Here is a 26,818-nt window from a genome sequence, read left to right on the forward strand (position 1 = left end):
CGCCGGTATGTAGCGCCGGTGCGCAGTGCCGTGTTTATAGTGCCGGCGTACAGTGCCGGTACTTAGCGCCGGTATTTAGCGCCGCACCGCCGGGGTATCGGTGCCGTTACCGTCCCAGTCACCAACGAAGAGCTCGTCGGCCACGCGCCCGTAGTGGAGCGTGAGATCGGCCGGGCCGGCGTTGAGGGAGTTCTTCACGAGCAGCGCGTTGCCGCGGCGCACCGCGAAGGTATCGGTGCCGTTCCCGTCGAAATCTCCGGTGAAGACTTCGTCTGCGGCCTTGCCGTAGGAGAACTGGGTATCGGCGTTACCCGAGACAATGGCGTTCTTGACGAAGATGACATTGCCGCGGCGCACCGCGAAGGTGTCCTTACCATCGCCGTCCCAGTCACCGACCAGCGGGGTATCCCCGTAGCGGCCGTAGCTGGTGACTTCATCCGCGTTCCCGCTCTTGAGGGAGTTCGCCACGTAGAAGGTGTTGCCGCGCTGGACCGCGAAGGTGTCTTTGCCGTCGCCATCCCAATCGCCCACGAGCACGGTGTCACCGGCCTTACCATAGGAGAATTCGATGGGCGCCTTGCCGCCCGCGAGGGTATCGGAGACGTAGAAGGTGTTCCCGCGGCGCACCGCGAAGCTATCCTTGCCATCTCCGTTCCAGTCGCCCACGAGCACGTCGTCGCCGGCGCGCCCGAAGCTGAAGACCGCCTGGGCCACGGTGGCGGTCCAGTTATTGGATACGTAGAAGGTGTTGCCGTTATCGGACGGCCCGGCCGGAACGGTGGGATCCGCGCTCGGATCCGTACCCGGTTCCGGACTCGGATTCACGCTCGGGTCCGCGCTGGGATCAACGCTGGGCTCCGGTTTCGGCTCCGGCTTCTCGCCTTCCTTGACGAACTGATTGACAACCGGCTGCGATTCCTTATCCAGGCCGAGCGCATTCGCCACGGTGTAGTGCAGGTCGGTTTGGTCGGTACGCCCGATGACGTTTTCCGCACCCGGGCCCGAGGCCGCGATACGCAGCTGTGCACCGGTGTGGCCCTGGCCGCCACGCGCCACCTCGTTGGAGGCCGCGGTGTTATAGGACATCTGCATGTAGTCGCCATCCACCGTCTTGAGGATGGTGTTCACGCCGGAGGTCGTGCTTCCCGCGCCCACGATCTGCGAGGTGTGGGCGTGATCGGCGGTCACGAGGATAAGAGTGGGTTCGCCATTCTCCTTGGCCCAGCGCTGCGCCACCGCAACGGCCTGGTCCAAATCGTCCAGTTCGCCAATCTGACCGCAGGCATCCGCCCCGTGATCAGCCTTATCAATCGAGGCGGCTTCCACCTGGAGGAAGAATCCGGCGTCGTTCTTGAGCAGATCCATGGACTTCTGGGTCATGGCCGCCAGGGTGGGAACATCAGCGGTCCGGGCTTCGTTAATCGTGCAGGTTTCATAGGTTGTCGGCTTGCCCGGGGTGGGCACCGACTCGTTGAACATGCGCGGCATATTGCCCGGGGTGAAAAGGCCGAGAACCGGCTTATCCTGGTTGGCTTCGGTCAGGGCAGCCATCTGCTCCGCCGTCGTCACAATCTGGAAGTCATTATCACGCGCGTTTTCCAGCACGGACTTACCGGCCGTCCACCGCGTCGTCTCACCCCAGGTACCGGACACCTGAACTTCGGCATCGAAGTACTTCGCGCCGCCGCCCATCGTCACGTCCGCGCGAGTATCCACGAGCTGTTCGGAAATCGAACCCATCCCGCCGTTTTCACGCAGATCGGAGCCCTTAGCCGGCTTCGCGTTCCCGGAGGGCGCGTAATGCGAGCGGCTGGTCACGTGAGCACCCATGACCGCCGGGGTGGCATCCTGCACTTCCGAGGTGGTGATATTACCGGTCTTGAGCCCGGCCCGCTTCGCCTTCTCCAGGAGATTCTCCTGGGGCTTCTGGGCCAGGTCCACGCCGATAGCGCCGTTGTAGGTCTTCGTGCCGGTGGCCCAGGCGGTACCCGAAGCGGCCGAATCGGTCACGTAGTTAATGGCGCCGTCGCGATCAATGGAGAAGTGGGTGTAGGACCCGGTGTAGTCGAGGTTATCGATACCGGGCAGGCGCCCGTTCGCCCCGTACAGGTAGTTGCGGGCGGAGGTGATTTCCGAATCGCCCATGCCGTCACCGATGAAGAGCACCACGTTCTTGGCCTTGGCATCCGAGCGCTGCTCGCCGTCCTCGCCGTACTGGGCGAAATCACCGGGGGCCGGCACGGTCACCTTGCCGTTTTCGTCCACGGCGATGGCCATCTTGGCCCCGCCGGCGACCGGCTTGGCTAGATTGGCATCGCTGGCGGCGGTGGAGGCGTCGGCGTTGAGGGAGAGTGCATTACCGATGGTGTAGAAAAGATCGGTCTGGTCGGTTTGGCCCAGCACATTTTCTTCACCGGGGCCGTAGGCGGCCACGCGCAGCTGCGCGCCGGTGTGCTGCTGGGAACCGGCATTCGTGCCATCCTCACGCACCGGAGTAGTGCCGTAAAGGATGGACATGGGCGAACCATCGGCGGTGGTCAGGCGGGTCACGGGGCCCACGTGGTCGTCGCCGTCGGACACAATCTGTGCGGTATGCGAGTGGTCCGCGGTCACGATAACGAGGGTCTGCCCGTCCTTCTTCGCGAAGTCCAGGGCAACCTTGGTTGCCTGGTCGAGGCGGTCAGTTTCCCCGATCTGCCCGCAGGCATCCGAAGCGTGATCGCGCTTATCAATGGAAGCGGATTCGACCTGGAGGAAGAAGCCCTTCTCCGCGCTCGGATCATCGAGAAGTTCAATGGCCTTGCGGGTCATATCCACAAGTTCAGGCTCGGTGCCAATATCCTGCTTTTCGCAGGTGAGCGGATCGGCCTTCGCCCCGCCGACCTTCGCCTGGGAGGACTTGTAGGCCGTGGTCATATTCGAGGGCGCAAACAGCCCGAGAACCGGGGAATCCTGGTTCGCCTTGGTGATTCCCGCGAGTTCGTCGGCGGTGGTCACCACCTGGAAATCATTCGCGCGGGCGTTATCCACAACCGACTTATTGGCTTCCCACTGGGTGTTGTACTTGGCCGCTCCCTCGAGGAAGGGGTTGGTATTCCCGGAGGCCGTGGTCACCATGGCGTCGAAGTACTTTGCGCCGCCGCCCAGCGTCACATCCGCGCGGGTATCCACAATCTGCTCCGAGATGGAGCCGAGCCCGCCGTTTTCACGCAGGTCCGCGCCCTTGGCCGGCTTCGAGTTACCGGAGGGAGCGTAGTAGCTGCGGCTGGTGGAATGCGCACCCATGACGGCCGGGGTGGCGTCCTGAATATCGGAGGTGGTCACGTTGCCGGTACGCATCCCGGCGTTCTTGGCCTGCTCGATGAGGTTCTGCACCGGCTTGCCGGCCAGATCCACGCCGATGGCTCCGTTGTACGTCTTCGTACCGGTGGCCCAGGCGGTTCCCGAGGCGGCCGAATCAGTCACGTAGTTGAACGAACCATCCTTATTGACCGAATGGTGGGTGTACATACCTTCGGAGGTGAGTTCGTCAATACCTTCGAAACGCCCCGAGGCACCCTTGAGGTAGTTACGGGCCGCGGTGATTTCCGACTGGCCCATGCCGTCACCAATAATGAGGATGACGTTACGGGCCTTGGCGTTGGAACGGCCCTGGCCCGCCTTGCCGAATTGCGCGCAATCGCCGGGTTTGGGCGGAATAACGTTTCCTTGCGAATCAAAAATAACGCAGTTTTCCGGCCCGTTTGCGGTGCGGTAGGTGGTATTTTCCGCCGAAGCGGCACCTCCCGCGAGCGCCGAAAAGCCGACGGCGGCCACAGCTGCTGCTGCCACCGCGCGCCGGGCAGTGAAATGTGAGGATCCCATTGTCCTTTTATCCCTTCTAACAGAACGTGGGCCCTCTAAGGTTCACTTAACTCATTTACCGGAAAGCAAGCACAATGTAACGAGCGGGTGAACAGTATTGTTTGTGCGGGATGGGTGCGGCACTGCCAGGTTACGAAAATTCCGGGGTTTTAACGACGACGCCGCCCGCCGGCCAGCGGGTGTATCGGGCGCGCCTGCTAGCCCCGCGGGTAGGCATTTCCTCCGTATCCGGCCAGGTAGCGAGCCCGGGAGAGCCAGTATTCGGCTTCGCGCAGCCTCCCGAGGGCATCGTGTTCCCAGCGGGTGCCGTCGGTGCGGGCGGCCCCGGCAACGAGGGAGAGCGTGACCCCGGCTGCCCGCGCGTACACGGGTGCGGCAGGTAAACGCTGTTCTAGCAAAGCGCACCACTGCCCCAGGATGGAACGCAGGTGCGGGTAGGCGGCCGGGGCCAGGTGGGGTAGCACGCTCATATGCCCGAGCAGGCAGGCCCAGTCGTCGGCGCGGTAGCCCGGGCCGAGGGAATCCACGTCAATAACGCCGGCACTCCAGCCGGTGGGGCTGGGCGCGGGGCCTGCTGGCACGGGTGGTAGGGCGGCCCTCCCGGAGGCCACTGCCGCAGGGCTTCCCGCCGCAGGCCCCGTTAGCGCGGGCGCGCCTACCGCAGGCCCCGTTGGTGCGGGCGCGCCTACCGCCGGCCCGCGCTGCACCGTCGCGGGCCCGTGCTGCACGAAAATATTGGCCTCGTAAAAATCGCCGTGCACGGGAACGATAGGCCCGGGATCGAGGCTGGCCATCATCTCCGTGACTCCGCTTGCCACCGCGTGGGCGCGAGCCGCGATTCCGGGGAGGGCTACCGCGGCGGCGTGCGCGTAATGGCCCACCCGATCCGCCCAGGCCGGCCGGTGGGTGAGGTGGATGGCCGCGGCCGGCAGACTTTCTTGCAGATTCCACAGGGTATCGAAAAGCGCGACGCTCTGCTCCCCCAGCCCGCGGGCCAGCCAATTGGCCAGCGGCTCGCCCGGGAGGGTGGAAATAAGGACCAGACCGTTCGGGTCTTCACGCACCACCCGCGGGGCGAGCACCCCGGCCTGGCCGAGCATGCGATGACGTTTGGCCAGGGACTGCGCGGCGGGTGGGCGCAGCACTTTCGCGAAGGCACTCCCGCCACCCCCGGTAGTTACTTTGACGACGGCGCGCCTGGTGGGCCGGTAGCTTTTGAGCTCCACCGCGACTTTTTCTCCCAGGAATGCCGACATTCTGCTCGGGGTGACGGCCAGCGGGAGCGCGGGAAGCTCGGGGTCATGGGGGTATTCCCAGACCCACACGGCGGTATCCCGGTGGGTGAGGCGCACGAGGGTGGGGGTGAAAGTTTGGGAGAGCTGCGCGGTGGATGCGCACACGTATTTTTCGCGCGCTTGGCCGGTGGGGCGCCCGCCTTCTCCGCGGGCTCGCACCGTCACGGTGTAGCTCACGGTCACGCCGGCCCCGGGGCGGTGATTGACGCGGTGGACCGCCCAGGAGATGAGCTGCCAAGCGGGAAGCGCGGTGGCGAGCATCGACCCGGCGTCCGGGCCGGTCAGCAGCGCTAAATCAGCGCTTTCCGAAGATGCAGCCATAGAACAATAGTGCCGCATCCACCCCGGTGGCACAATGCGGGCGCGCGGCCCGCCGACGCGCGCCCCATCCAGCACCGCCCGGCGGCACCGGACTCCACCGGGCACGACCTGCGCGCGGCACACGTGCGGGTGGCCCGCGCGCGGCACACGTGCGGATAGCCGCGCGCCACGCTCGCCGCCGGCGTGGGAAGATGGAGGGGTGCGTGACCTTGCTGCCCTTCCCAAAGCCCATGTGCATCTGCACTTCACCGGTTCGCTGAGCGTGCCCAGCCTCGTGGATATGGCCCGCAGCGCCGGGGTGCGCTTGCCTGAGAACCTCACCGATAACGTGGCGATGCAGGTGCCCGCGGACCAGCGCGGCTGGTTCCGATTCCAACGTGCCTACGATGCCGCGCGCGCCGTCGTTCGATCTGAAGAAGCGATGCGGCGAATCGTACGCGAAGCGGCGCGGGCCGACCGGGCGGAAGGATCGCGGCGCCTGGAAATTCAAATCGACCCGACCTCCTACGCACCTTACGTTGGCGGTATCACCCCGGCCCTCGAAATTGTTCTCGACGAGGCGAAAGCGGCCACCCGGGATACCGGAGTGGAGGTGGGTGTTATTGTGGCGGCCTCGCGCACCCGCCACCCGCTCGACGCACGCACCCTCGCCCGCTTGGCAGCCCGCTACGCCGGAGACGCGCCCGGCGAGGTCGTGGGTTTCGGACTCTCCAATGACGAGCGGCGCGGGCGCACCGCGGAATTCGAGGCGGCTTTCCGCATCGCCAAGCGGGCCGGTCTGCGTTCGGTTCCCCACGGCGGGGAGCTACTCGGCCCCGAGCATTTGCGCGAGGTCATCACGCACCTCAATCCGGACCGGCTCGGCCACGGGGTGCGGGCCGCCGAGGACCGCGCCCTCATCGGCGAGATTGTGAAACGCGGAATCGCGCTGGAGGTATGCCCAGCCTCGAATGTGTCGCTCGGGGTATTCCGCGAAAATGATGATGTTCCCCTGCGTACCCTTTTCGATGCTGGCGCAATCATCGCCCTGGGTGCCGATGACCCGCTGCTCTTCCTGGCCCGCCTCAATGACCAGTACGAAATCGCGCGCCGGCAGGGCTTCTCCGATGCGGAGCTGGCCGAATTGGCCCGCCGCTCGATCCGTGCTTCCTTCGCCTCCGTTTCCTCGAAGCGGACCTGGCTCGCGGAGGTTGATGCGTGGCTGGAGGAAGAGGAAGAAGACTAAGCTTCCAGGCCGCCCGCTACGCTCCTAAACCGCCGAGCACCACCGGCTCGGGATGAAGCACCACCCCGAAGGCATCTTTCACACCCGCCTGGATTTCCCGGGCCAGGGCACGCAGTTGCGCACCGGTGGCTCCCCCGGCATTGGTGAGCGCCAGCGTGTGCTTGGAGGAGAGCCGCGCCGGCCCGTGCCCGTAGCCCCGGGTGAACCCGGCATGCTCAATCATCCAAGCGGCTGAGGTCTTGACCAGCCCGTCGACTACAGGAACACCGCCGCTCAGAGTTGCGTGCGCGGCGTCGTGCACCTCGTAACGCGGGGCATCTTCCGGGAGGCGCTGCGCCTGCGCGGTGGTGAGCACCGGGTTCGTGAAGAAAGAACCGCACGAATACGTATCGCGGTCGGCATTATTGAGAACCATGCCTTTACCGGCGCGCAGCTCCAGCACCGCCTCCCGCACGGTTTCTGAAGGCACCCGCGCCCCGAGCTCCACCCCGAGGTGGCGGGCCAGCTGCGCGTAGCCGATGGGATCGGACACATTGGACAGCTTCGTCTGGAAGGTCACCTCAAGGACGATATACCGCGGGCTCGGCCCGTATTCCCCGATGGTTTCCTTGAGGATTGAGGTGCGGTACCCCAGGCGCATATCCGCGAGGAACAGCGTGCGGATGCGTTCTTCGCGCCGGTCATAAACCTTGAGACGCGCGAGGGTCGCGGCGACTTCCTGCCCGTAGGCCCCGATATTTTGCACCGGCGCCGCGCCCACGGTTCCCGGAATCCCGGAGAGCGCTTCGAAACCGCCCCAATCCTGGGAAATCGCGTGAACCACAAGGTCATCCCACGGGGTGCCCGGCAGCGCGGAAAAATTCGCACCTTCGCAGCTGCCCAGCGAATCCAGCACGATCCCGGAGCGCATATCGCGCAGCACGATCCCATCAAAATGGCTATCCGCGGGGAGGATATTCGAGCCGCCCCCAACAACGAGGAGCGGGGTACCGGCCGCGTCCGCCCGGCGTATGGTATCCACCACTTCGGTTTCGGTGGTGGCTTCCACGAGTTCGGTGAAGGTTCCGCCCACGCCGATGGTGGTGAGCTCGGCGAGGGTGGTAGCTCCGCTGCGGGCCCGGGTGGAGAGCACCGGCGCGCTGACGTGATGCGGTTCGGGTGGTTCGGGAAGAGTACAGCTCATTGTTCTAGCCTACGGCTTTCACGGCGACGGCGCATGCGCTGCGCGCGCGATTGGTACGACGGCGCAGCTTCAGCCCGCGCGTTAGTAGAACGACGGCGCAGCTCCAGCCCGCCCCGCGTTAGCGGAACGACGGCGCAGCTGGGACCACCAGATACGCAAAAAGGGAAGCCCGTTCAGGCTTCCCTTGAGCTGTGCATCCCGACCGGGGTTCACCCCGGGTGGGATACCGTCACGCTACCGCGCTATTAGCGGGTTTCGCGATGGTTCGTGGAGGCATTGCACCGCGAGCAGTACTTCTTCAGCTGCAAACGATCCGGATCGTTGCGGCGGTTCTTCTTCGTAATGTAATTACGTTCCTTGCACACCTCGCAGGCGAGGGTGATCTTGGGACGCACGTCAGCAGACTTGCTAGCCATTCCTTTTTCTCCTCAAGGTTGTGCCCTACTGGTAGTCAGTAGCGGGGGCGGGGATTGAACCCGCGACCTCACGATTATGAGTCGTGCGCTCTGACCATCTGAGCTACCCCGCCTCATGTCACCGCATGAGGCGGCAACGGAGCCCCGAAAGAGAATCGAACTCTTGACCTTCTCCTTACCATGGAGACGCTCTGCCGACTGAGCTATCGGGGCGATGCCGATTTCGCAACGAGTACCAAGCTTACTCGATTCACGCTGAAAAACCAACAATGCGAGAAATGTGAAACGGATCAACCGTTTCGGCATTTCGTGGCGGGTGTAGGATTCGAACCTACGAAGCGTAACGCATCTGATTTACAGTCAGGTCCCTTTGGCCGCTCGGGAAACCCGCCAATATGACTTCCGAAGAAGTGTTTTTCACCCTGCGGAAGAGAGGCTCCGTGGCCGCCCTTCCGTAAGGCACCAGATGAGATTACCCAGGGAGGAAAGTTACTGTCAACTTTTGAGGCGGGAACGTGGCCACCACCACTCCCCGGCTGCCCGGCGGGCGCGCCGACCGCTAGCTGCGCCGTCGTACCTACGCGTACAAGGGTGCGCACGCACGTGCAGGAGCACGCACGCATATGCGCCGGTACGCTCGCGTGCACGTACGCAATGCAATAGCGCGCACACGCACCGCAACCGGACTTAGGGCAGGCGGTGAATCCACTCGGGCGTGGAGAATTTCGCCTCGTAACGTTCCTGGGCCACGCGCAGGTCCTCCGCGGTGATCTCCCCCTGGCTCGCACCGTATTTCTGGGTGAATACGTCCTTGAATACCTCGATAATGGCGTCGCGCTCCATCCCGGTCTGGCTCTTCATGGGGTCCACGCGCTTGTTCGCGGAGCGGTGCCCGCGGTTCTTTTTGCCCGCGCTGCCCATATTGAGCACGTCCATCATTTTGTCCGCGTCAATGTCATAGGCGAGGGTGACGTGATGAACCATATAGCCGGTCGCGAAATGCTTCTGGGCCGCGCCGCCGATTTTGCCGCGGTCGGAGGCGATGTCATTGAGGGGAACGTAGTGGGCTTTCACCCCCACCCGCGCGAGGGCTTCGATCACCCAGGCGTCCAGGAAAGGATAGGACTCCAGGAAAGACATCCCGTCCACGAGCGCGGTGGGCACCACCAGCGAATACGTGATGCAATTGCCCGGCTCCATGAACATGGTGCCCCCGCCGGTAATGCGCCGGCCCACGGTGATCCCGTGGCGATCCACCCCGTCCTGGTTGATCTCATTGGAATAGGACTGGTAGGAGCCCATGACCACGAGCGGGCGGTCCCATTCCCAGATACGCAAGAAGGGCTTGTGTTCCCCGCGGGCCACCGCTTCGGGGAGGGTTTCATCCATGGTCATATTGAGGACCGGGTGGATAACCGGGGTGTGGAGAACCTCGAAATCGATATCCTCCCAGGCCAGGGCGTGGCCGACGGCACGGCGGACCGCCACCGCGACCCCGCGCGGGCTCAGCCCGAAGAGGTTATCGGTAGGGAGCACCGCCACTTCCACCGCCTGAGCAATATCTTCCGCGGAAGCATCCGCGCTCAGCCCCTCGATAGCATCGGTGATGCGCCACAGCGCGCTATCCGGTTCGATGAAGAAATCGCCGGAGAGGCGAACATTCGCGAGTTTGTTATCGACCACGTCCAGGTCAACAATGGCCATTTTCTGGCCGAGTTCCTTGTATTCGCCGTGCATAAGCGTTCTTCTTTCTGTCGCGGAAGGTGAGGGGTAAGCGGAGGGTGACGGATGAGCGGATGGTTAGAGAAGTGCGCCGTCGTGCGACTCCCCGCGGGAAATCGCGGTCATCGTGTCACGATTGACCACCTTGACGCGGGCGCGGCCCTGCTGGGCGCCGAGGTTTTCCTCGAAAGCTTCCAGGAGTTCCCAGCCTTCCCACGTGGTCCATTTCACGCCGCGCTCGGTGAGGAGATCGAGGAGCCCGCGCCCACCCGAGCCGTCCCCGGTGGCGCGCGCGATGCCGGCTTGGGCGTCGGCAACGAGGTGGCGGATGGTTTGGCGTGCATCGGATTTCGTGGAGCCGATCAGGCCCACGGGGCCGCGTTTAATCCACCCGGTCACGTAGTAGCCGGGGATGGTCTCCCCCGCATCGGTGACGATGCGCCCTTCCTCGTTCGGGATAACCCGGTGGATGGGATCCCAGGGCAGCCCGTCCAGCGGTTCGGAGGCGTAGCCGATGGCGCTATAGACGGCTTCCACCGGGTAATCCACGGTTTCGCCGGTGCCGGCAACGGTGCCATCCCCCTGGAGCTGGGTGCGTTCCATGCGGATTCCGGTCACGTGATCCGTGCCGAGGATTTCCACCGGCGCTTGCATGAGGTGGATGTGGATCCGGCGCGGGGCGGTCATTTCTTCCGGATCGTTGAAAACCCAATCCGTGAGAAGGTCCACTACCTGGCGGGTCATCTTCGAGGAATCGAGGGCTTCCTGAGAGCCGGCATCGTATTGGAAATCTTCGGGGTAGACCTGGATATCCACCCCGGCCACTTCGCTCAATTCGCGCAGCTCAAGCGGGGTGAACTTCACCTGGGCCGGACCGCGCCGCCCGAAGATATGCACGTGTTCGACGGGATTGGCGCGCAGCCCGCGCTCCACATTCTCCGGAATATCGGTGTGGGCGCGCAGGTCATCGGCGGAACGCACGAGGATGCGGGAAATATCGAGGGCCACATTCCCCACCCCGATAACCGCGACGTTGCGGGCATTCAGGGGCCAGGTGCGCGGCACATCCGGGTGGCCGTCGTACCAGGAAACGAAATCCGCGGCCCCGTAGACTTCCGGAAGATCGGCGCCCGGGATGGTGAGAGGTACGGATTGATCGGCGCCGGTGGCGACGACGACGGCATCGTAAAACTCGTGAATCTCGGACATGTGAACGTCTTCCCCAATTTTCACATTCCCGAGGAAGCGAATATCGCCGCGCTTGAGGATGGCGTGGAGGGCTTTGATAATCGAGCCGATGCGCGGGTGGTCAGGCGCAACCCCGTAGCGGACCAGGCCGTAGGGGGTGGGCAGCTTATCGAAAAGGTCAATGCTGACCGGGATATCGGATTTGCTGAGGATATCCGAGGCGTAAATCCCGGCCGGTCCCGCGCCGATAACCGCTACCCGATAGGGGCGTTCCGGGGTGGCTTGCTCGGGGGCGGGGGATGCATGTGTCACGGCTAACTCTCCTTCTGCGTTCACCTCCCCTATCTTAGCGAGCCGCGCGCACGGCGGGCAGAGTGGTACTGGGGAACATCGAGCCGCACAGAGTGGTACTGCACGACAGAAAATCGGGGATTGGCTGTAGCTCCAGTACCATTTTGTTATCCGGCCTGATGAATAGGCGGTCAGTTCTGCCGAGGAACTCCCAAAAAGCAACCCCTCGACATCGCGGCTCTCAGGATGCAACCTCACGACATCAAAACAATTTCTTAATGTAGCTGTCGTTGCACTTTGATTTCCGGCAGAGAAGACGACCGGACCGCGCGAATCTCACGAGCCTCGCATACCCCAATAGTCACACGAGCCCCTGCCGGGCCGCCGTATATTCTCCGAGCTGTAGTGCAAATGTCGTACATGCGAAGTACACCTCGGAAAAACACCCCGCCTCCCGCCGGGGTGGGTATCAGCTCGAGCCAATACCCCTGCATTCCGTAGACCGCCCTCCCGCCGGGCGGGGCAGGTGGAGTGAGTCATTCTCGAGCGTCAAGGCTGCAAAGCGTGCATTTCAGACTGTTAGGGCCACAGGATGTACGCCACGGACATTAAACAGCGGAAAAACTGTCAGCCGCGTACATCCTGTTAGCCGGCCGGTCTCTCTCCTCCTCGAAGTGCGCATTTCGAACCATGGCTCCCGTCAGGTGCGCGTAAGGAACACGAAACCGGGTGAAAACGGTGTTCTTACGCGCACTTTGTTTTCCGGAGGCGGCTGCGCATGGTCAGTTACGATCCGGGAAATAGGGCGAGGGACCGAACATAGGGCGAGGGACCGAGACATAATGCTCGGTCCCTCGCCTTGGTGTGTATTCGTAGCTTCGGCCCGTTTGATGGTCCGCTGCTATCCCGCTACTCAGTGCGAGATGCATGGCGCGGGCCACACCGGGGTGCAGTCTTTAGTGCACCGTGGTGTCGAGACGAATAATCCCGTAGGTCCAGCCGTGGCGCAGGTAGACCGCGCACGGTTGCTTCGTTTCTTCGTCGATGAAGAGGTAGAAGGGGTGGCCCACCATTTCCATTTCGTAGAGAGCCTGGTCCACGGACATGGGATTGGCTTCGTAGAGCTTATCGCGCACCACAACCGGGGAATCCCCCAGCTGGGTTTCTACCGCTTCCCCGGTAGTTTCGGGGCGAGTGGGATGCGTTGCTTCCACCTCGACTTCGGGCGCGGGCTCTGCCTGGGCTTCTGCCGCGAGGTCCTCCGCGGTGAGCGTGAGCGGTTCGCCCACCTTCTCAACCACACGCCGATGGGACTTGCGGCGATCACGCGAGCGGCGCAGCCGCTCAAAAAGCTTTCCGGATGCTAGATCGAGGGCGCTGTACTGATCAGCAGCTGAGGCCTCAGCCCGGATAACCGGGCCCTTATCAATAACCGTGATTTCGATAACTTTCGAGTTATCCGCTTGGGCGGGGTTCTTTTCCTTCGACACCTCTACCTCAACGCGCTGAGCGCGCGGAGCGAACTGTTCCACCTTCGCGATTTTTTCTTCAATGTGATTGCGGAAACGGTCCGAAACTTCAGTGTTCCTACCCTTGACGATAATCTCCACGGTGTCCTCCTTGGGATGTAGTGGCGGGCGCGCGGCCCGCTGAAAAAAATGCCCGCTTCTCACGCGGATAAGAGAGGCACCACCCCCTATCCTGGGTCACCCGGCACGCATGCGGCTCAACGTTCACCATTGCTCGTTTCGCCCGCTCGCGCGGCCGGCACCGTTATTTCTTGGCATTAAGTGTAGTTCAGTTCACAACATTCTGAAAGGGCTGGAACAGCGATAATGCTGTGCGCGAGTTCGCTGGACGCGGATCCGGAGCGAGGGCTAGGACCAATGCCGCAACCACCTGCCCTCCCGCCTGCGCGATGGCTCGGGCACACCCGGCCAGGGTAGATCCGGTGGTGAGAACATCGTCAATAAGAATGACCCGCCCGGGAATGGTGATGCCCGGACTCAGCCGAATCCCGCGGCCTTTTGCGGCCCGCTCCCGCTGACCGGCAAGGTGGCGCTGCCCGGCCCGGGCCCGCTTTTCTTCCGCCGCGTGTTTTGCGCGGGCCAGGAGCTGGGCCGGAAGCGCGGCGAGTGCCCTGCCGCCAGCTCCTTCACCGCGCAGGATGCCGCCGAGCAGCCCACTACCCGCGCTTTCCCCGCTGATGAGCACCGGCGCGGCCCGCGCATCGACTCCCCCGGCAACCAGCCCTCGTGCCGCGGCCTGCGCCAGGTGGCCGGCGATGAAACGCCCGGCCCGGTGGCGGGCCGGGCCCGAGGGCGCGGGAATAACGCTAAGCGCCGTGCCTTCCCAGAGCGGGGCGAGCTGCCGGCAGCGCTGCGCAAAAAGAGTGGCGAAGCGTGCGGTGAGTGCGGCGTCGTTCCCGTGTTTCCAGGTGAGGAGTGCTTGCCGGCGTACCCCGACGTATTCCCCCAGGGCGAAAACCGGGAAGAGTGCTTCTTCGTCGCCGCTCGGGAGGATCTGCATGAGGGCGGGGGCGCGGCCTTCCCCGCCGCGCCAGCTGCCGGCTACCGCGCGGGTGCAGGCGGGGCACAGGGTGGCATCCCAGGCCCCGCATCCGGCGCACCAGCGCGGGAAGATGAGGTCGCCCAGGGCACCGGCCCAGGAGCGCAGTGCACCGGTAGCGCCACCGCGATGGGCAGGCGCGCTAGCTCCACCGCGGGTACCAAGCGCACCGGTGCCCGAACCGCGATGAGCGCGCGGACCAGCGCCACCGTCACGGGCTAACCGGGCGCGGGGCTGTGGGGGCGGCGTCGTACCAATAAACATGGCTCCAGCGTGCCGCACGTGCACCGAAAACGCAGCCACCCCCGCGCGGTCTGTGGATACGCGCGACGTTTGGGAACTTGTGGACACCTCCGCGAAAGGCGCAGCTACCCGAAAACCCAGCGTCCCGAGAAACCCAGCTACCCCGGCAGCACGATATCCGTGACGCCGGTGGCGACCGGGCGCCACGCCCCGCCGTCGCGAGTGGCAACCACCTGTTGGTCGGTGAGGACCACGATGGATTGTTCCCCGCGCCCGGCGGTCAGCCGCACCGAACCGGGATAGGGCGTGACGTTGAGGCGTTCCATGGGCCCGCCCACTCGAACCGCGAAAATCAGCGGGTCGGTGCCGGCGGTGGCGCGCCCGAGCACCGCGATATCGGTACTGGAAATCCAGGCCACCGAACTCACATCCGCCAGGCGCTGCCCCACTTCCAGGGGGTCGCCGAGCGCCGTCGGCTCGTGGCGGGCATCGCGCTGGATGGGAGCAATGAGCATCTGCACGGTATCCCCCACCTGCGCCACGATGAGCAGGCGCGCGCCCTCGCGCGAAGCCCGCACCTCGCGGATCCGCGCCCCCTTGAGGAACGGCGCGGTCAGTTCGCGCACCCGGCCGTCATCGGCCGCGGCCAGCACCACGCCCTTATTATCGGTTTCGGAGGTCCACACCCAGCCCCAGTAATCATACGAGGGCTCCACCAGGCGTTCCCCGCGCACCATCGTGAAGGGCTGGAAACCATCGCTTCCCACCCGCACCAGGGCATCGCGCTGCGCGGTGAGCAGGGCGTAGGACGCCACCGAATCGGAATAGTTCCCGGCCATGCGCGCTACCTGGATATCGTCGAACACCCCACTGCTGAAGACCGGGCGGGTCTTGCCCTCTTCCACCTTGTAGGGCCGGTTATTTTCCAGCACCGTGAGGTCATAAGCCCCGTACGGATACGTGGGCAGGTCAGCGATGGCGATGGTATCCAGCGGCTCGCCGGACACCGTAATATTCACCGAATGCACCGGCACCACGCTCTGGCCGGTGAAGGAACGCTGGATTTGCTGCACGGCGCGCGCCTGGGATTCCCGGCTCAGGGTGGAGATTTCCGCGGTGACATCCAAGGTCAGCACCCCGCTGTCCAGTTTCGGGCTGGAGGCCATGCGCAAACTGGTGGGAATTTCCGAGTGCACCGCATCGGCAAGCCACGGCGAAGGCCCGGCCAGCAGCCCGGCAATCGTGGAAGAAATAAAGGTCATCCGCGGGTAGAACCGCAGATCGGGCACCATGGTATCCGAGCCCGGGCCGATGAAATACAGCGGGGTACGCACGTACATGGAGGCGAAGAGGCTATCGGTCATCATGATGCCGTCTTCCAGTTCCGCGATGCGCCATTCGCCGCTGGCGTTGCGCTCCAGTTTGAAGGTGGTGGAGTGGATGGCGTCCGTGGAGGCCTCGGTGTAGCGCCCGCCGGTGTCCACGGTTCCCTGCGCGGTCACCGAAATAACGTAGGTGCCGTCCTCGCGTTGGGTGGGGGAAATATTTTGAGAATTCGGGTAGACCCGCACCTGGGAGCGCGGGTTCCAGGTGCGGCCGGCTTCTTTGGTGAGGAATTGGCGGGCGGTGGCGTAATCGTCGCCCGCCCCGCTGCTTCCGGCCAGCAGGAAACCGCGGATGACTTCTTCGGGCGAGGCACCGGTGGCCGGCCCGGCCGGGGTGAGACCGAAAACAGCTTCTTCGGTGGGAGGCACGCTCGCCTCATTGACCGGCCCGGAGCGCGGCAGCCGCCCGCAGCCGGCCAGCGCCAAGATCACCACGCTGAGCAGCACCGCGAGGGCACGCCCCCGCCCCGCTTTCTTCAGCACGTGCGCGTTCATGCGTCCTCCTTCCCCGCCGAACCAGTAGGCGCCGCAGAACCGGTGGGCGCCATTGTTCCGGTAGGCGCCACTGTTCCGGTAGGCGCCGCCGAACCGGTGGGCGCGCTCGGGGTGTGCGTCGTCGTACCGGAAACGCCCGTGCCCGGTACCGCATTTTTCGGCGACGCCGCAGCAGCGGCCCCGCTACTTGCGTCCACCGGCGCCACCGCAGTTGCACGAATAGCTGGAATCGTGCCGGTGGTACCCACCGCGGGCAGGGACCCGGTGGTATCCGCCCGCGCGATCTCAATAGGAATATCCCCGCTGTCCTGCCAGTCTTCCGCGGCCGCCACCCGCAGGGGCAGCGGCGGGGTGAAAGCCGCTTTTTGGGTGCGAGGCACGGTAAGGAGGAAGGTGGATCCCACCCCCAATTCACCGGTGGCTTGCAGGCGCCCTTCGTGGAGCAGGGCGTCCTCGCGGGCGATGGTCAGGCCCAGACCGGTTCCCCCGGATTTGCGGACCCGCGAGGTATCCGCGCGCCAGAAACGGTCGAAAACATGGGCGGCCTGCTCGGGGCTCAGGCCGATACCGCGGTCGGATACTTCCACCGCCACCGCGGTATCCGAACCAACCACCCGCACTTTGACGGGCCCGCCTTCGGCATGCTCCACCGCGTTCACCACGAGGTTGCGGACGATGCGTTCGATGCGGCGCGAGTCCACGCTCGCCACGGTTTCCCCGCGCGCGGAGAGCGTGACCGGCACCCCGTTCGCTTCGATCAGAGGCGCCTGGGAGATGATCACGCGCCGCACAATTTCTACGACGTCGATTTTGCTGGTTTCCAGCACCATCGAACCCGCATCGAAGCGGGAAATCTCCAGCAGGTCGGAAAGCATGGTGTCCAGGGAAATGAGTTGGGAATGCTGGAGTTCGGCCGAGCGGCGCAGGCTGGAGGGCAGTTCGGAACGCTTATCGTAAATGAGCTGGCCGGCCATCCGGATCGTGGTGACCGGGGTGCGTAATTCGTGCGAGACCGCGGATACGAAATTCTGCTGCACCTGGGAAAGCCGCTCGAGGCGGGTGAATTGGTCCTGGAGCGATTCGGCCATCTGGTTGAAGGCGGAACCGAGCTGGGCTAGTTCATCTTCCCCGCGGTCGTCCATGCGCACATCAAAAGCGCCCCCGGCCAGCTGGCGGGCATTTTCCGCCGCCGCCCGCACCGGCTTCAAGACCACATTCACGAGCACCCCGGTGTCCACCGCCACGATAGTGAGCAGGGCGATGGTGGCGAGCATCAGCACCCGGGAAACCTGCGCCACCGTCACTTCCTCGTTTTCCAGGGAATAGAGCGTGTAGAACTCATACATGCCAGCATTGGGCAGCCGCACGGTCGCGCCGATGAGAATCCCGGGGAGGGTGTATTCCTCCCCCTTGGCAATCGCCACCGCCTGCCATTGCGGGATGGAGGATTCCTGCACGGCTTCGCGCAATTCGGGGGTGAGCACATCCATAACGGTTGCCGGGGTGGGTGCCCCCACATCGGCCACCAGGTAGTTGCCGGTATTTTGCCCAGGGGAGCGAATGAGGGCCGTACCCACCACCCCGCGGATCGGCTCAAATTGGGAACGCACCTGCGCGTTGGCGATTTCTTGGACCGCCCCGGACGTTTGGGCGTTCGCGGAGTCAAAAACGTATTGGGCTTGGGAGCGGGCACCGTAGAACTGTTCGGTGGCGGCGCTCACCGCGCGCTCATAGAGTTGCGAACGCGTTTGGTTGGCAACAATTACCGCGGTGACGATACTGGTGAGCACCCCGATCGCCACAATTGCGGAAACCACCCGCGCGTTGAGGGAGGTGCGCCACGATTGTGAAAATGAGGTGAGGGCGCCACGCCCCATGCTCCCGAGGCTGCGATGGATATAGCCGCGCCGCGAAAATTGACTCACTCCTGGGTTGCCCCCGCCCGGTAGCCCACCCCGCGCACCGTAATAACCACCTCGGGATTATCCGGATCCTTTTCCACCTTGGAGCGCAGGCGCTGGATATGCACATTGACGAGGCGGGTATCGGTGGAATCGTGGCGGTAGCCCCACACCTGTTCCAGGAGTTCTTCGCGGGAGAACACCTGGTAGGGCTTGCGCGCCAGGGTGGTGAGCAACTCGAATTCGAGGGGTGTCAGGTGCAGATCCTCGCCGTTGCGGGTGACCTGGTGGGCGCGCGGATCGATCACAAGATCGGCAACCCGCAGGGTTTCCGCTTCCGGTTCGGTACGCCGCAGCCGCGCCTTAATGCGGGCCAGCAGCACCGAGTTCTCAAAAGGCTTGGTGACGTAATCATCCGCCCCGGCTTCCAGGCCGGCCACCACGTCCACCGAATCGGTGAGCGCGCTCATCATAATGATGGGCACATCGCTTTCTTCGCGCAGCTGGCGGGCCACTTCCACCCCGCTCATTCCGGGCAGCATGACGTCCAGCAGCACAATATCCGGTGTCTCCGCCCGGAAAATAGGCAGGGCGTTAGTGCCGGTGGCACACACCGTCACGGCGTATCCTTCCGATTCCAGCAGGATTGCCACCATTTCAGAGATACCGGGATCGTCATCGACCACAAGAACGCGCATAGTCATAGCGCCATTTTCTCACGTTCACGCCAATCGTGCAGAAAAACGCACGAATGGCGTGCGCGGTTGCGCGCGGCGGCTGCGGGGCGCAAGGCGCACGGCGGGGCCTGCGGTGGCGGAACGCGGGGCGCGGGGCCGAAGATGCGTCGTCGTACCCCTAGCTGTCTTTCGGCGCCCTACTTCTCCTCCGGCGTTTCCGGCTCTTCGCTGCGCACCACGCTCAGGCGCGGGCGCACCGCCACATCGGAGGGGCGGCTCACGCGCCGGGTAGCGCGGGTAGGTTCGGGTGGCTGGCGGGTGGCGGTTTCGCGGATGGCGTCCGCGAGCGCCATGAGGTCGGTATCCGAGGGCGGGGCCGGTTCAAATTCGGTGCGCAGGCGGATCATCTGCCAGCCGCGCGGGACGGTCACCGATTCGGCGTGGGCTTCGCACAGGTCGAAGGTGCCCGGGGAGGCCACCGGTGAGAGCGGCCCGATCACGGCGGTTGCTTCCGCGTACTGGTACGTCAACGTGGCAACGGCCGGCTGCTGGCACGTGGTGCGGGAACACTTTCTCAACGGACTCACGCCTTAGACGTTAGCACGCCCGTGTAACCTTGGGGTATGGACACTTTTCCTTCCCAGCCTCGCCCCCGCCGCCGTGATCGGCACGGACGGGGCATTCGAGGACCGGTGATCCCCTACACCCTGCCGGCCTGGCGCACCCGCGCCGATAAATTCGACGATATTATCGCCGCCGAACTGGCCACCTACCGCACCCATTTCGGTGAGGATATGCGCGATCTTGATTTCGCGGTGATGGACGTTCCGGCCTCGGATCCCTCGCCGTGGGAGGACGGTGTGCCGCTCGCGCGCCTGCTGCCTTTCGAACGCGGCGGCGCGGTGCGGGCGCGACTGCTGTTTTACCGGATGCCGATGATGCGCACCGCGATGGCCAGCCCCTTCCCGCGTATCGTCATCCACGATATCGTTACCGAGCAGCTCGCCGCGGCGATTTCCCGCCACCCCGAAGACATCGATTTTTTGCGCCGCGGATTTTAGTTCTGGCGCACCGCGACGCGGGCGGAGATTGCTTCGCGCTGGTCGGCCACCGCGCTCACCCAATCAATTCCGCTGGCCCCGCCGGCTTCCCCGTTCGGAGCGAGGATCAGCGCCGCGGCACTCACCGGGTTTTCCGCCTCGATGCGGTAGCCGCGAGCCGCCTCCGGTAGCTCCACCGTGGCGTATCCGCGCACCTGGGCGTCCACGGAGTCGAGGTCCACGCCGTCGGCTCCCACCGGGGTGATGTCTACGTGGCCGCGCCCGGCAAGTGCCAGGCGGGCCGGGCCGGGCCCGAAGTTTCCCGCGGTGCGGGCGGCCGGGGCAACCGGGCTGGCCCACGCTGAATCTCCCCCACCGGCCAGTGACACGCCCGCGGCGAGGGGCTGCGCCCCGCGCACCTGCACCGCGTAGGTGCCCGGGTCGATACCCGCCAGGGTAAGGTCCATCACGGAATTCGCGGCGATCTCCACGTCTTCCCCACCGGGCAGGGTGCGGGTGGTGCCATCTTCCCCGGTGAGCTGCACCGTGAAGGTGGTGGCTTCTCCGGGGTTGGCGATGCGCAGGGTGGAGCCCTCCGGGATTCCCGGAATGGTCAGCTCCGTGGCGGCCGGGGCACCGGTCGCAAAATCCACCCCAGCCCCGCTGGTCCCGGAAATATGCTGGTTTTGCAGGGTGGCTCCGAAGGTGCCGGCCTGGGTGCTCAGGTGGAGGGCGAGGCGGGAATCTTCGGCGAGCAGGCCGTCCAGGTTGTGGCGTACGGTGGAGCGCCCGGGTACCGCCACTCGCACCGTGCCGAGCGGCCCGGCCCCGCCTAGGCCGTCCACCCGCACGGTGATGGGTGCGGCTCCCGGATTGGTGAGGAGGAGCTGGTTGGAGTACCCCACGCTGGTGGCCGAGGCGGTGATCCACAGGTCTCCCGCCCCGCTCACGCAGGTATTCGTGGCCAGGCCGCGCCCGTTGCCACCCTGGGCGCTATAGGCGACCGCACCGGAAAGAACTTCGCCGGGATCGGCGCTGAGGATGGTGCCGGTGGGAAGCGCTGCGCGCGCTTCCTTATCCGCGGTCCCGAAAAGCAGCACCTGGGTGGCAATATTTTCCGCGGTCCCCCCGGGGGTGCCCTCCACGGTCATACCCGCGGAAATGGTTTGTTCGAATCCGCCCCCGCACAGCAGCTGGGTGGGGGCTTCTCCCGCGCTCGCCACCTCGGCTTCTACCGCGCGCGGCGCCCCGGTGGGAAGAACGACGCCGGCCGCCGCTACCGCGGCGGCGATTCCCAGCACCGCGAGCGCGCTACCGGCCCGCACCGTGAGGTGGCGCCAGCGCGCCCCGCGCCCGCCGGCACGCCCCACTTCGGCTTCATCGCGAACCTGCTCCATCACTCCACCACCTTCCGACGCACCGGAATAGCTACCACGAGCGCCGCAGCCACGGCGAGGATCCGCGCGGCGGCCACCAGGGCGTCCCCGGTGCGGTTATAGGTAATCGTCAGGCGCCCGGAGCTCCCGGCCGGTATCTCAAAAGCTTGGGCCCACCCGGCGTTATAGGCGGGGAGGCGCTCGCCGTCCAGACGGGCTTCCCACAGCGGATCCTGGCGTTCGGCCAGCCGCACAATCCCGCCGCTGCGGCCCGCACTCGCGGGCAATTCGGTGTCCACACCGTAGCGCCCGGCGGGTAGCGCGCTGCCGTCCAGGGTGAGGCGCGCGGCATCCACGGCGCTCGCCTCGCTACGGGTCAGTCTCCAGGAAAGCTGCTGCTCAGTGGCGCTGATCATATCGAAACGCCCGGTGGAGCCCAGGGCGCGGGCGAGCTCCCCGGCCCGGGGTGCCTGGGCGGGGATTACCACGTAGGAGATGGCGTGTTCGGCCAGGATATCCGCGGCGCGGGGGTTCCCGGCGTTCATATCGGCGACGGCGCTGGCCAGCTCCGCCGCGGCCGCATCCCCGGAGTAGGTTCCTTCCAGGGCCGCGAGCGCCCCGGCCATGGTGCTATCGGTGAGTTGGCGGCCCGGCCCGCGCCAGATTTCGGCGCGAATACCGTTCTCCGCCGGGTAGAGGGCGAGGACCCGCACCCGATCCGGGGAGGAGGCTTCGAGGGTGGCGGCGGCCGGCACCGGCCTCCCGCTTTCCTGTTGTAGCTCGGTGGTGCCGGTCAGGGCCCGGCTGAGGTAGAGGCCCGATCCGGCCAGGGCGCTAAGGATCAGCACCGCAACCGAGCCCAGGCCGAAGAGCTGGTAGAGCCCGAAGGAGCGTCCGCTCATATCGGTGCGCAGGCCGTCCCCGGCGCTCACCAGCGCGATCCACAGCCCGCCGAGCGCCACGCTCAAGCCGATACCGCTCCAGGCTGGCGCGCTGAGTGCGGTGGCGCCGTCGTACACCTGGGCCACGGATACGCGAGTGGAGGCAATCGCCCAGGCGAAACCGGCCGCGGCAATCAGCCAGCCGGCGCGGATGCGCTGCCAATTGCGGGCCCGGCCCAGGGCCAGTACCGCGATCACCACGAGGCAGGCCGCGCAGACGAGGGCGACCTCCCCGAGCCACGGAAGGGCTTCGAGTTGGGAAAGCGGGAAGAAGGAGAGGAGGTCGAGGGTGCTCGGGCGGGCCGCGAAAGGCTCTCCCGGGGTGGCGAACAGCAGCCGCCAGGAAGCCTCGAGCCCGGGAATAACCACCACGGCCGCGGGGATCGCCACCCACAGCCAGCGCAGGCGCCGCCAGCGCAGCGCCCCCACCAGGGCAATGAGAAGCAGCACGGCGAGCATGACCGGGGCGGCCGCCGCCAGGTAGATACCTGCGAGCGCCGCGGTGCCCAGGCCCGCGGTGGATTCGATGCGGTCGCGGGTGCGGGGCAGGCGCCATACGGAAAGCACCGAGGCGGCCAGCACCGGCACAAGTATATGGACGAGCGCCCCGGCCACGTGGCCCGCGCTCAGCGCCCCCACCAGGGGTCCGGCCCCGGCCCAGACCAGGCCGGCCACCGCGCGCACATGCGGGGAGAAGGTGAGGGTGCGGGCCGCCCAGAAAGCCGTCATGCCGGCCAGCACGGGGGCGCATAGGAGCAGGAGCACCGCGGCATCCCCCAGGGTGCCTCCGAAGGGCTGGAGTGCCAGGGCGAGCGGGGAGAGCAGGGTCCATAGCGCGTCGATGCGCCCGGGGCTGCCGTCCCCCACCGCGAGCCAGCCGGGCAGGCTGGCACGCAGCGCTTCGGTTCCGGTGAGGGCATCGGGGAGCAGTGCCCCGCCGCTCAGGTACCCGCCGCGCAGCAGCGGGAAGGCCGCTACCCCCGCCACGAGGGCGGTCAGGAGGAGGACGGTGCGCCGGGCACGTGCGGTGGAACGGTGCCAGCGCCGTCGTTCTGCTTCTTCGAGCGGATTCGGGCGCGCCACCAAACGGATTTTCTCCCGTTCGCTGCGTGTCATTTCGCGCCGTGCCGCGCGCACGTCACGCCCGCGCGCTTCGAGGGCCGCGAGTCCGGCGCGGCTTTTTTCGGTGCGCCGGCGCCGCCGCCGGGCCCGCATCAGCGCGGGAAGGCTCCCGAGCAGGCGTGCGGCCCCGCGTATTTCACCGTCCGCGAGCCGTGCCTCTTTGCCGAGCAGCCGCACCAGTGCCCGCACCGGGCCGAGCAGCACGTACCCGAGGAACAGGAAGGGCGCGAGCAGCGCGGGGGCGGCGAGCACCGCGTTGTAGAGTTGCGCGCCGCGGCGGGCCGCGAAGGAATCGCGGCCGTCGTTGCCGAGGGAGACGCGCGCGTGGCGTACGGTGGCGGAAGGTTCAACGACGACGCGCCAGCCCGCTCCGCGCAACCTCCGCGAGAGTTCGAGCCCGTCCCCGAAGGGCCCCAGCCAGGTATCGAAACCGCCCACCTCGCGCAGGGCGCTGGCGCGCACGAGCATGCCGGCGCTTCCCACCGCGAGTACGTCGGAACGCCCGTCCAGCTGCCCACCGTCGCGGTCATCGAGGGCGACTTCCGGGACTCGCCGCGCGCTGCGGGTGGCGCGGATGCCGACTTCCAGAAGGGCGCCCGGGTCTGCCCAATCCACCTGTTTGCAGCCCACCGCGCCGATATTGGCGGCGTTTTCCAGGGTGCGGGCGAGGTTCGCGAGGGCGTCCGGGGCGGGGGCGCTATCGTCGTGCAGGATCCAGTAGGCATCACAGGTGTCAGTGGTGGATTCCGCGGAAGTCGATTCAGCCGCGGCAGACTCGCCGGTACCGCGTGGTTCATTGCCTGAATCGCGGGCATCCGCGGCAACTGCCTCATTGACGGCCGCCCCGAGTTTTCCGGTGAGCACGCTCATGGCATCGGGTTTTCGGGTGGAGGCTTCCAGCGCGGTGAGGGTGTCCTCCAGATAGGCGGAGCCCGGCCGGGTAATAACGAGAGCGCGAATTCTGAACTGCATTGCTGTTGATGCTACGCCAGCGCGGGCGTTGGACGGTTATGCCTCGCCGACGCGGCGGCGTTGCCGGCTCAGGCGCCGGCGGTCATTATCCGACATGCCACCCCAAATACCGTGACGAATATCATGCTGGAGGGCGTATTCCAGGCATTCCTCCCGCACCGGGCATTCGTGGCAGATCGAGGTGGCGGGTGCGGTGGAGCCGCCTTTTTCGGGGAAGAAAATATCGGGATCGGTTTGGGCACACAGCGCGGATTCACGCCAGTGCAGCGATGCCGAATCAGCTTTATCGTAACCGAGGTCGAAGATATCGAGCATGGCGTCCTGGGCGTCCTGCGGCGTCAATCCGCCGCTCCCCGCGACGCGCAAGCCGGGGTTAATCCTCCGCACATGTCCTCCTCTAACCAAGGTCTCTTTGTAAATTACAAGCGTGTCATACCCAAAAAGTCAAGCGAAAGCGGTATATTGCCCACCCGAACTTTCGTTCGAGTCCGGCGTGTTGCCGCGGCCAGGTGCGCTTTAGGCCACGTGAGCGATTTGCTCACAATCACGAGGAGCGTAACCGGCCGGCAGTATTCACGCCCGGCCCAGCAGCCCTCGAACGCGACCGGCACCGCTCAAACCAAGCCGGCAGCCCCCGCCACCGGCCCGGCCGGTGGCGCCCAGCCTGCAAATAAGCAAAAATGACCCTATGCGTGGAATCATTCTGGCCGGAGGCTCCGGCACTCGACTTCATCCCGTTACGCTGGGCACCTCCAAGCAGCTGGTACCCGTGTATGACAAACCGATGATCTACTATCCCCTGAGCACGCTCATGCTCGCCGGGATTCGCGATGTCATGGTTATTACAACTCCCGAAGATGCCCCGGCGTTCCACCGGCTCCTCGGGGACGGCAGCCAGTTCGGCATCAGTATTTCTTTCGCGGTACAGGAAGTTCCTAACGGCCTGGCCACCGCCTTCACCATCGCCGCCGATTTCATCGGTAACGAACCGGCCGGCCTGGTGCTAGGCGATAACATTTTCTACGGCCCCACGATGGGGCGCCGCTTGGAACGCAATACCAATCCGGATGGTGGCGCTATCTTTGCGTACCATGTTTCGGATGCGCGAGCCTACGGCGTCGTCGAATTTGATGAGAATTTCAAGGCGATCTCCATTGAAGAAAAGCCCGCCCACCCGAAGTCCAATTTCGCGGTGCCGGGCCTGTACTTCTACGATAATGACGTTATCGAAATCGCCCGGAACCTCGAACCCTCCGCACGCGGGGAATACGAAATCACGGACGTCAATCGCAAGTACCTGGAGGCGGGCAAGCTCAAGGTTGAGGTGCTCGACCGCGGTACCGCGTGGCTGGATACCGGCACTTTCGATTCTCTCGCGGATGCCACCAGCTTTGTGCGCACCATCCAGGCCCGCCAGGGTCTCTCGGTGGGTTGCCCGGAGGAAGTGGCGTGGCGGCGCGGGTTCCTCAGCGATGAGGAGCTGCGAGCACGCGGTGAGAAGCTGCGCAAGTCCGGGTACGGGGATTACCTGCTCGGGCTGCTGGAAGCCCAGCACGATATCCCTTCCGCGAGCTACTAGGACGCTCGCTCAAGCGCTACTCAAGCAAGCGCGTCGGGCGCGCGAACGCGGCGGGCGCGCAGCTCGGGCCCATTCAAACCAAACAATCGGGGCGGCTGACATGGTGTCGGCCGCCCCGTTCGTTTCTCGCGCTAACTCACATAATTAGCCGAGGTACTCGGCGAGCACGCTCGGGGCCGCGGCCTCCCAGCGTTCCTTCCAATCCCCGATGGGCTCGATACCGGCCCGGCGCAGGGCACCGTGGGACAGCACCGAGAAATGCGGGCGCGGGGCGGGCCGGTTGAAGGCAGCCGCCGTCGTCTCCCCCACCATCGCGGGGTCTTTGCCGAGCGTCGCAACGATTTCGCGAGTGAAATTCCACCAGTTCGTCTTCCCCGAAGAGGTGCCGTGGTAGGTCCCGGAGGGAATATTCGCCTCGACCATGCGGTAAATGAGATCGGCCAGGTCCACGGTCCAGGTGGGCTGCCCCACCTCATCGGTCACCACGGAGAGCGCATCGCGTTCGGAGGCCAGGCGCGCCATGGTTTTCGGGAAGCAATTGCCCTGGGCGCCGTACAGCCACGCGGTCCGCACGATGTAGTAGTCCTCCGTTTCGGCGCGTACCGCCCACTCCCCGGCCGCTTTGGTGCGCCCGTAGGCACCCTTGGGGTTCATAACATCATTTTCTTCGTACGGATCCACGGCGTCGCCGGAAAATACGTAATCGGTGGAGACCTGCACCAGTTTCGCGCCGATCTGCGCGGTGCGCCGCGCCAGGATTTGCGGGCCGGTTGCGTTAATGGTGAAGGCTGCCGCCTCCTCACTTTCGGCTTTATCTACGGCCGTATGCGCAGCAACATTAACGACGACGTCGACCTTATCGACCAGGTGCGCCACCGCGGCCGGATCGGTAATATCCAGCTCGCTCTTATCCACGGCGAGCACGTTCTGCCCCCGCTGTGCCAGCAGAGCAACGAGATCCTGGCCGAGCATTCCCCGGCTTCCGGTAACCATCCAGCGCATGGGTGTCCTTTC

General features: G+C 65.3%; 19 protein-coding genes and 3 tRNA genes. 3 read left to right on the forward strand and 19 right to left on the reverse strand.

All coding sequences use genetic code 11. The annotated features are described in order from the left end of the window. Positions 1-75: 75 nt before the first annotated feature. Together phoA and ACRQEC_RS04750 are read right to left on the reverse strand one after the other, a co-directional pair. Complete coding sequence (phoA, locus tag ACRQEC_RS04745; protein WP_284889278.1) at positions 76-3,864, reverse strand: alkaline phosphatase; 3,789 nt, start codon at positions 3,862-3,864, stop codon at positions 76-78. 197 nt (positions 3,865-4,061) lie between these two features. Beyond that, positions 4,062-5,480 (reverse strand): phosphotransferase, encoded by a 1,419-nt coding sequence (locus ACRQEC_RS04750; RefSeq protein WP_284889279.1) that lies wholly within the window; start codon positions 5,478-5,480, stop codon positions 4,062-4,064. 199 nt (positions 5,481-5,679) lie between these two features. Between ACRQEC_RS04750 and ACRQEC_RS04755 the strand changes: the two genes are divergently transcribed. After that, positions 5,680-6,705 carry an adenosine deaminase gene (locus ACRQEC_RS04755; protein ID WP_284889280.1) on the forward strand — a complete coding sequence of 342 codons (1,026 nt, stop codon included), beginning with the start codon at positions 5,680-5,682 and terminating at the stop codon, positions 6,703-6,705. A gap of 16 nt (positions 6,706-6,721) precedes the next feature. On the opposite strand, the gene ACRQEC_RS04760 is transcribed toward ACRQEC_RS04755, so the two are convergent. The 13 genes from ACRQEC_RS04760 to ACRQEC_RS04820 form a co-directional block, all read right to left on the reverse strand. After that, positions 6,722-7,888, reverse strand: a complete 1,167-nt coding sequence (locus tag ACRQEC_RS04760) for a UDP-N-acetylmuramate dehydrogenase (protein WP_284889281.1) — start codon at positions 7,886-7,888, stop codon at positions 6,722-6,724. 245 nt (positions 7,889-8,133) lie between these two features. Next, complete coding sequence (gene rpmG, locus ACRQEC_RS04765; protein ID WP_016443127.1) at positions 8,134-8,304, reverse strand: 50S ribosomal protein L33; 171 nt, start codon at positions 8,302-8,304, stop codon at positions 8,134-8,136. Between the two features lie 39 nt (positions 8,305-8,343). Further along, a tRNA-Met gene (locus tag ACRQEC_RS04770) sits at positions 8,344-8,417 on the reverse strand. Between the two features lie 27 nt (positions 8,418-8,444). Continuing rightward, positions 8,445-8,517, reverse strand: a tRNA-Thr gene (locus tag ACRQEC_RS04775). 97 nt (positions 8,518-8,614) lie between these two features. Continuing rightward, positions 8,615-8,696: transfer RNA gene (locus ACRQEC_RS04780), tRNA-Tyr, on the reverse strand. 295 nt (positions 8,697-8,991) lie between these two features. Next, positions 8,992-10,041 carry a lipoate-protein ligase small subunit gene (locus ACRQEC_RS04785; protein WP_284889282.1) on the reverse strand — a complete coding sequence of 350 codons (1,050 nt, stop codon included), beginning with the start codon at positions 10,039-10,041 and terminating at the stop codon, positions 8,992-8,994. A 63-nt stretch (positions 10,042-10,104) separates the two neighbouring features. Continuing rightward, on the reverse strand, positions 10,105-11,526 hold the full coding sequence (locus ACRQEC_RS04790) for an FAD-dependent oxidoreductase (RefSeq protein ID WP_284889283.1): 1,422 nt from the start codon (positions 11,524-11,526) through the stop codon (positions 10,105-10,107). A gap of 935 nt (positions 11,527-12,461) precedes the next feature. Continuing rightward, positions 12,462-13,115, reverse strand: coding sequence for a ribosome hibernation-promoting factor, HPF/YfiA family (gene hpf / locus ACRQEC_RS04795; RefSeq protein WP_284889285.1), 654 nt, complete (start codon positions 13,113-13,115; stop codon positions 12,462-12,464). Positions 13,116-13,302: 187 nt separating this feature from the next. After that, positions 13,303-14,337 carry a ComF family protein gene (locus ACRQEC_RS04800; protein WP_284889287.1) on the reverse strand — a complete coding sequence of 345 codons (1,035 nt, stop codon included), beginning with the start codon at positions 14,335-14,337 and terminating at the stop codon, positions 13,303-13,305. A gap of 137 nt (positions 14,338-14,474) precedes the next feature. Next, positions 14,475-16,196 (reverse strand): LpqB family beta-propeller domain-containing protein, encoded by a 1,722-nt coding sequence (locus tag ACRQEC_RS04805; protein WP_284889289.1) that lies wholly within the window; start codon positions 16,194-16,196, stop codon positions 14,475-14,477. Further along, the gene (gene mtrB / locus ACRQEC_RS04810) at positions 16,193-18,121 is read right to left on the reverse strand and encodes an MtrAB system histidine kinase MtrB (protein WP_435733281.1); all 1,929 of its coding nucleotides are present in this window, start codon (positions 18,119-18,121) and stop codon (positions 16,193-16,195) included. The genes ACRQEC_RS04805 and mtrB overlap by 4 nt, the downstream gene beginning before the upstream one ends. Next, positions 18,118-18,801 carry an MtrAB system response regulator MtrA gene (gene mtrA / locus ACRQEC_RS04815; protein WP_026428307.1) on the reverse strand — a complete coding sequence of 228 codons (684 nt, stop codon included), beginning with the start codon at positions 18,799-18,801 and terminating at the stop codon, positions 18,118-18,120. Before mtrA ends, mtrB begins: the two co-directional genes overlap by 4 nt. A 170-nt stretch (positions 18,802-18,971) precedes the next feature. Continuing rightward, positions 18,972-19,361, reverse strand: coding sequence for a DUF3499 domain-containing protein (locus ACRQEC_RS04820; RefSeq protein WP_026428308.1), 390 nt, complete (start codon positions 19,359-19,361; stop codon positions 18,972-18,974). Positions 19,362-19,466: 105 nt separating this feature from the next. On the opposite strand from ACRQEC_RS04820, the gene ACRQEC_RS04825 reads away from it, so the two are divergent. Beyond that, positions 19,467-19,835, forward strand: coding sequence for a metallopeptidase family protein (locus ACRQEC_RS04825; RefSeq protein WP_081689970.1), 369 nt, complete (start codon positions 19,467-19,469; stop codon positions 19,833-19,835). Here ACRQEC_RS04825 and ACRQEC_RS04830 read toward each other — a convergent pair. From ACRQEC_RS04830 to ACRQEC_RS04840, 3 genes are read right to left on the reverse strand one after another with little or no spacing between them, the layout of a single operon-like run. Next, positions 19,832-21,211 (reverse strand): DUF5719 family protein, encoded by a 1,380-nt coding sequence (locus ACRQEC_RS04830; RefSeq protein WP_435734857.1) that lies wholly within the window; start codon positions 21,209-21,211, stop codon positions 19,832-19,834. The two genes, ACRQEC_RS04825 and ACRQEC_RS04830, sit on opposite strands and share 4 nt — an antisense overlap. Continuing rightward, positions 21,211-24,225, reverse strand: a complete 3,015-nt coding sequence (locus tag ACRQEC_RS04835; protein WP_284889292.1) for a glycosyltransferase family 2 protein — start codon at positions 24,223-24,225, stop codon at positions 21,211-21,213. The genes ACRQEC_RS04830 and ACRQEC_RS04835 overlap by 1 nt, the downstream gene beginning before the upstream one ends. A 36-nt stretch (positions 24,226-24,261) precedes the next feature. After that, entirely contained in the window at positions 24,262-24,612 is a 351-nt protein-coding gene (locus tag ACRQEC_RS04840; RefSeq protein WP_425319833.1) for a WhiB family transcriptional regulator, read from the reverse strand. A gap of 301 nt (positions 24,613-24,913) precedes the next feature. On the opposite strand from ACRQEC_RS04840, the gene rfbA reads away from it, so the two are divergent. Continuing rightward, the gene (rfbA, locus tag ACRQEC_RS04845; protein ID WP_087070516.1) at positions 24,914-25,804 is read left to right on the forward strand and encodes a glucose-1-phosphate thymidylyltransferase RfbA; all 891 of its coding nucleotides are present in this window, start codon (positions 24,914-24,916) and stop codon (positions 25,802-25,804) included. 144 nt (positions 25,805-25,948) lie between these two features. On the opposite strand, the gene rfbD is transcribed toward rfbA, so the two are convergent. Then, a complete protein-coding gene (gene rfbD / locus ACRQEC_RS04850) occupies positions 25,949-26,806 on the reverse strand; it encodes a dTDP-4-dehydrorhamnose reductase (protein WP_284889294.1) in 858 nt (285 codons plus the stop codon). Between the last annotated feature and the right edge of the window lie 12 nt (positions 26,807-26,818).

This window comes from Actinotignum saccati, from assembly GCF_051265055.1.
Taxonomy (GTDB): Bacteria; Actinomycetota; Actinomycetes; order Actinomycetales; family Actinomycetaceae; genus Actinotignum.

Bases quoted from the DNA above. Each gene is read 5' to 3' on its own strand.
- phoA (WP_284889278.1), bottom strand. From the start codon at position 3,864: ATGGGATCCTCACATTTCACTGCCCGGCGCGCGGTGGCAGCAGCAGCT.
- ACRQEC_RS04750 (WP_284889279.1), bottom strand. From the start codon at position 5,480: ATGGCTGCATCTTCGGAAAGCGCTGATTTAGCGCTGCTGACCGGCCCG.
- ACRQEC_RS04760 (WP_284889281.1), bottom strand. From the start codon at position 7,888: ATGAGCTGTACTCTTCCCGAACCACCCGAACCGCATCACGTCAGCGCG.
- rpmG (WP_016443127.1), bottom strand. From the start codon at position 8,304: ATGGCTAGCAAGTCTGCTGACGTGCGTCCCAAGATCACCCTCGCCTGC.
- ACRQEC_RS04785 (WP_284889282.1), bottom strand. From the start codon at position 10,041: ATGCACGGCGAATACAAGGAACTCGGCCAGAAAATGGCCATTGTTGAC.
- ACRQEC_RS04800 (WP_284889287.1), bottom strand. From the start codon at position 14,337: ATGTTTATTGGTACGACGCCGCCCCCACAGCCCCGCGCCCGGTTAGCC.
- ACRQEC_RS04805 (WP_284889289.1), bottom strand. From the start codon at position 16,196: ATGAACGCGCACGTGCTGAAGAAAGCGGGGCGGGGGCGTGCCCTCGCG.
- mtrA (WP_026428307.1), bottom strand. From the start codon at position 18,801: ATGACTATGCGCGTTCTTGTGGTCGATGACGATCCCGGTATCTCTGAA.
- ACRQEC_RS04830 (WP_435734857.1), bottom strand. From the start codon at position 21,211: ATGGAGCAGGTTCGCGATGAAGCCGAAGTGGGGCGTGCCGGCGGGCGC.
- ACRQEC_RS04835 (WP_284889292.1), bottom strand. From the start codon at position 24,225: ATGCAGTTCAGAATTCGCGCTCTCGTTATTACCCGGCCGGGCTCCGCC.
- rfbA (WP_087070516.1), top strand. From the start codon at position 24,914: ATGCGTGGAATCATTCTGGCCGGAGGCTCCGGCACTCGACTTCATCCC.
- rfbD (WP_284889294.1), bottom strand. From the start codon at position 26,806: ATGCGCTGGATGGTTACCGGAAGCCGGGGAATGCTCGGCCAGGATCTC.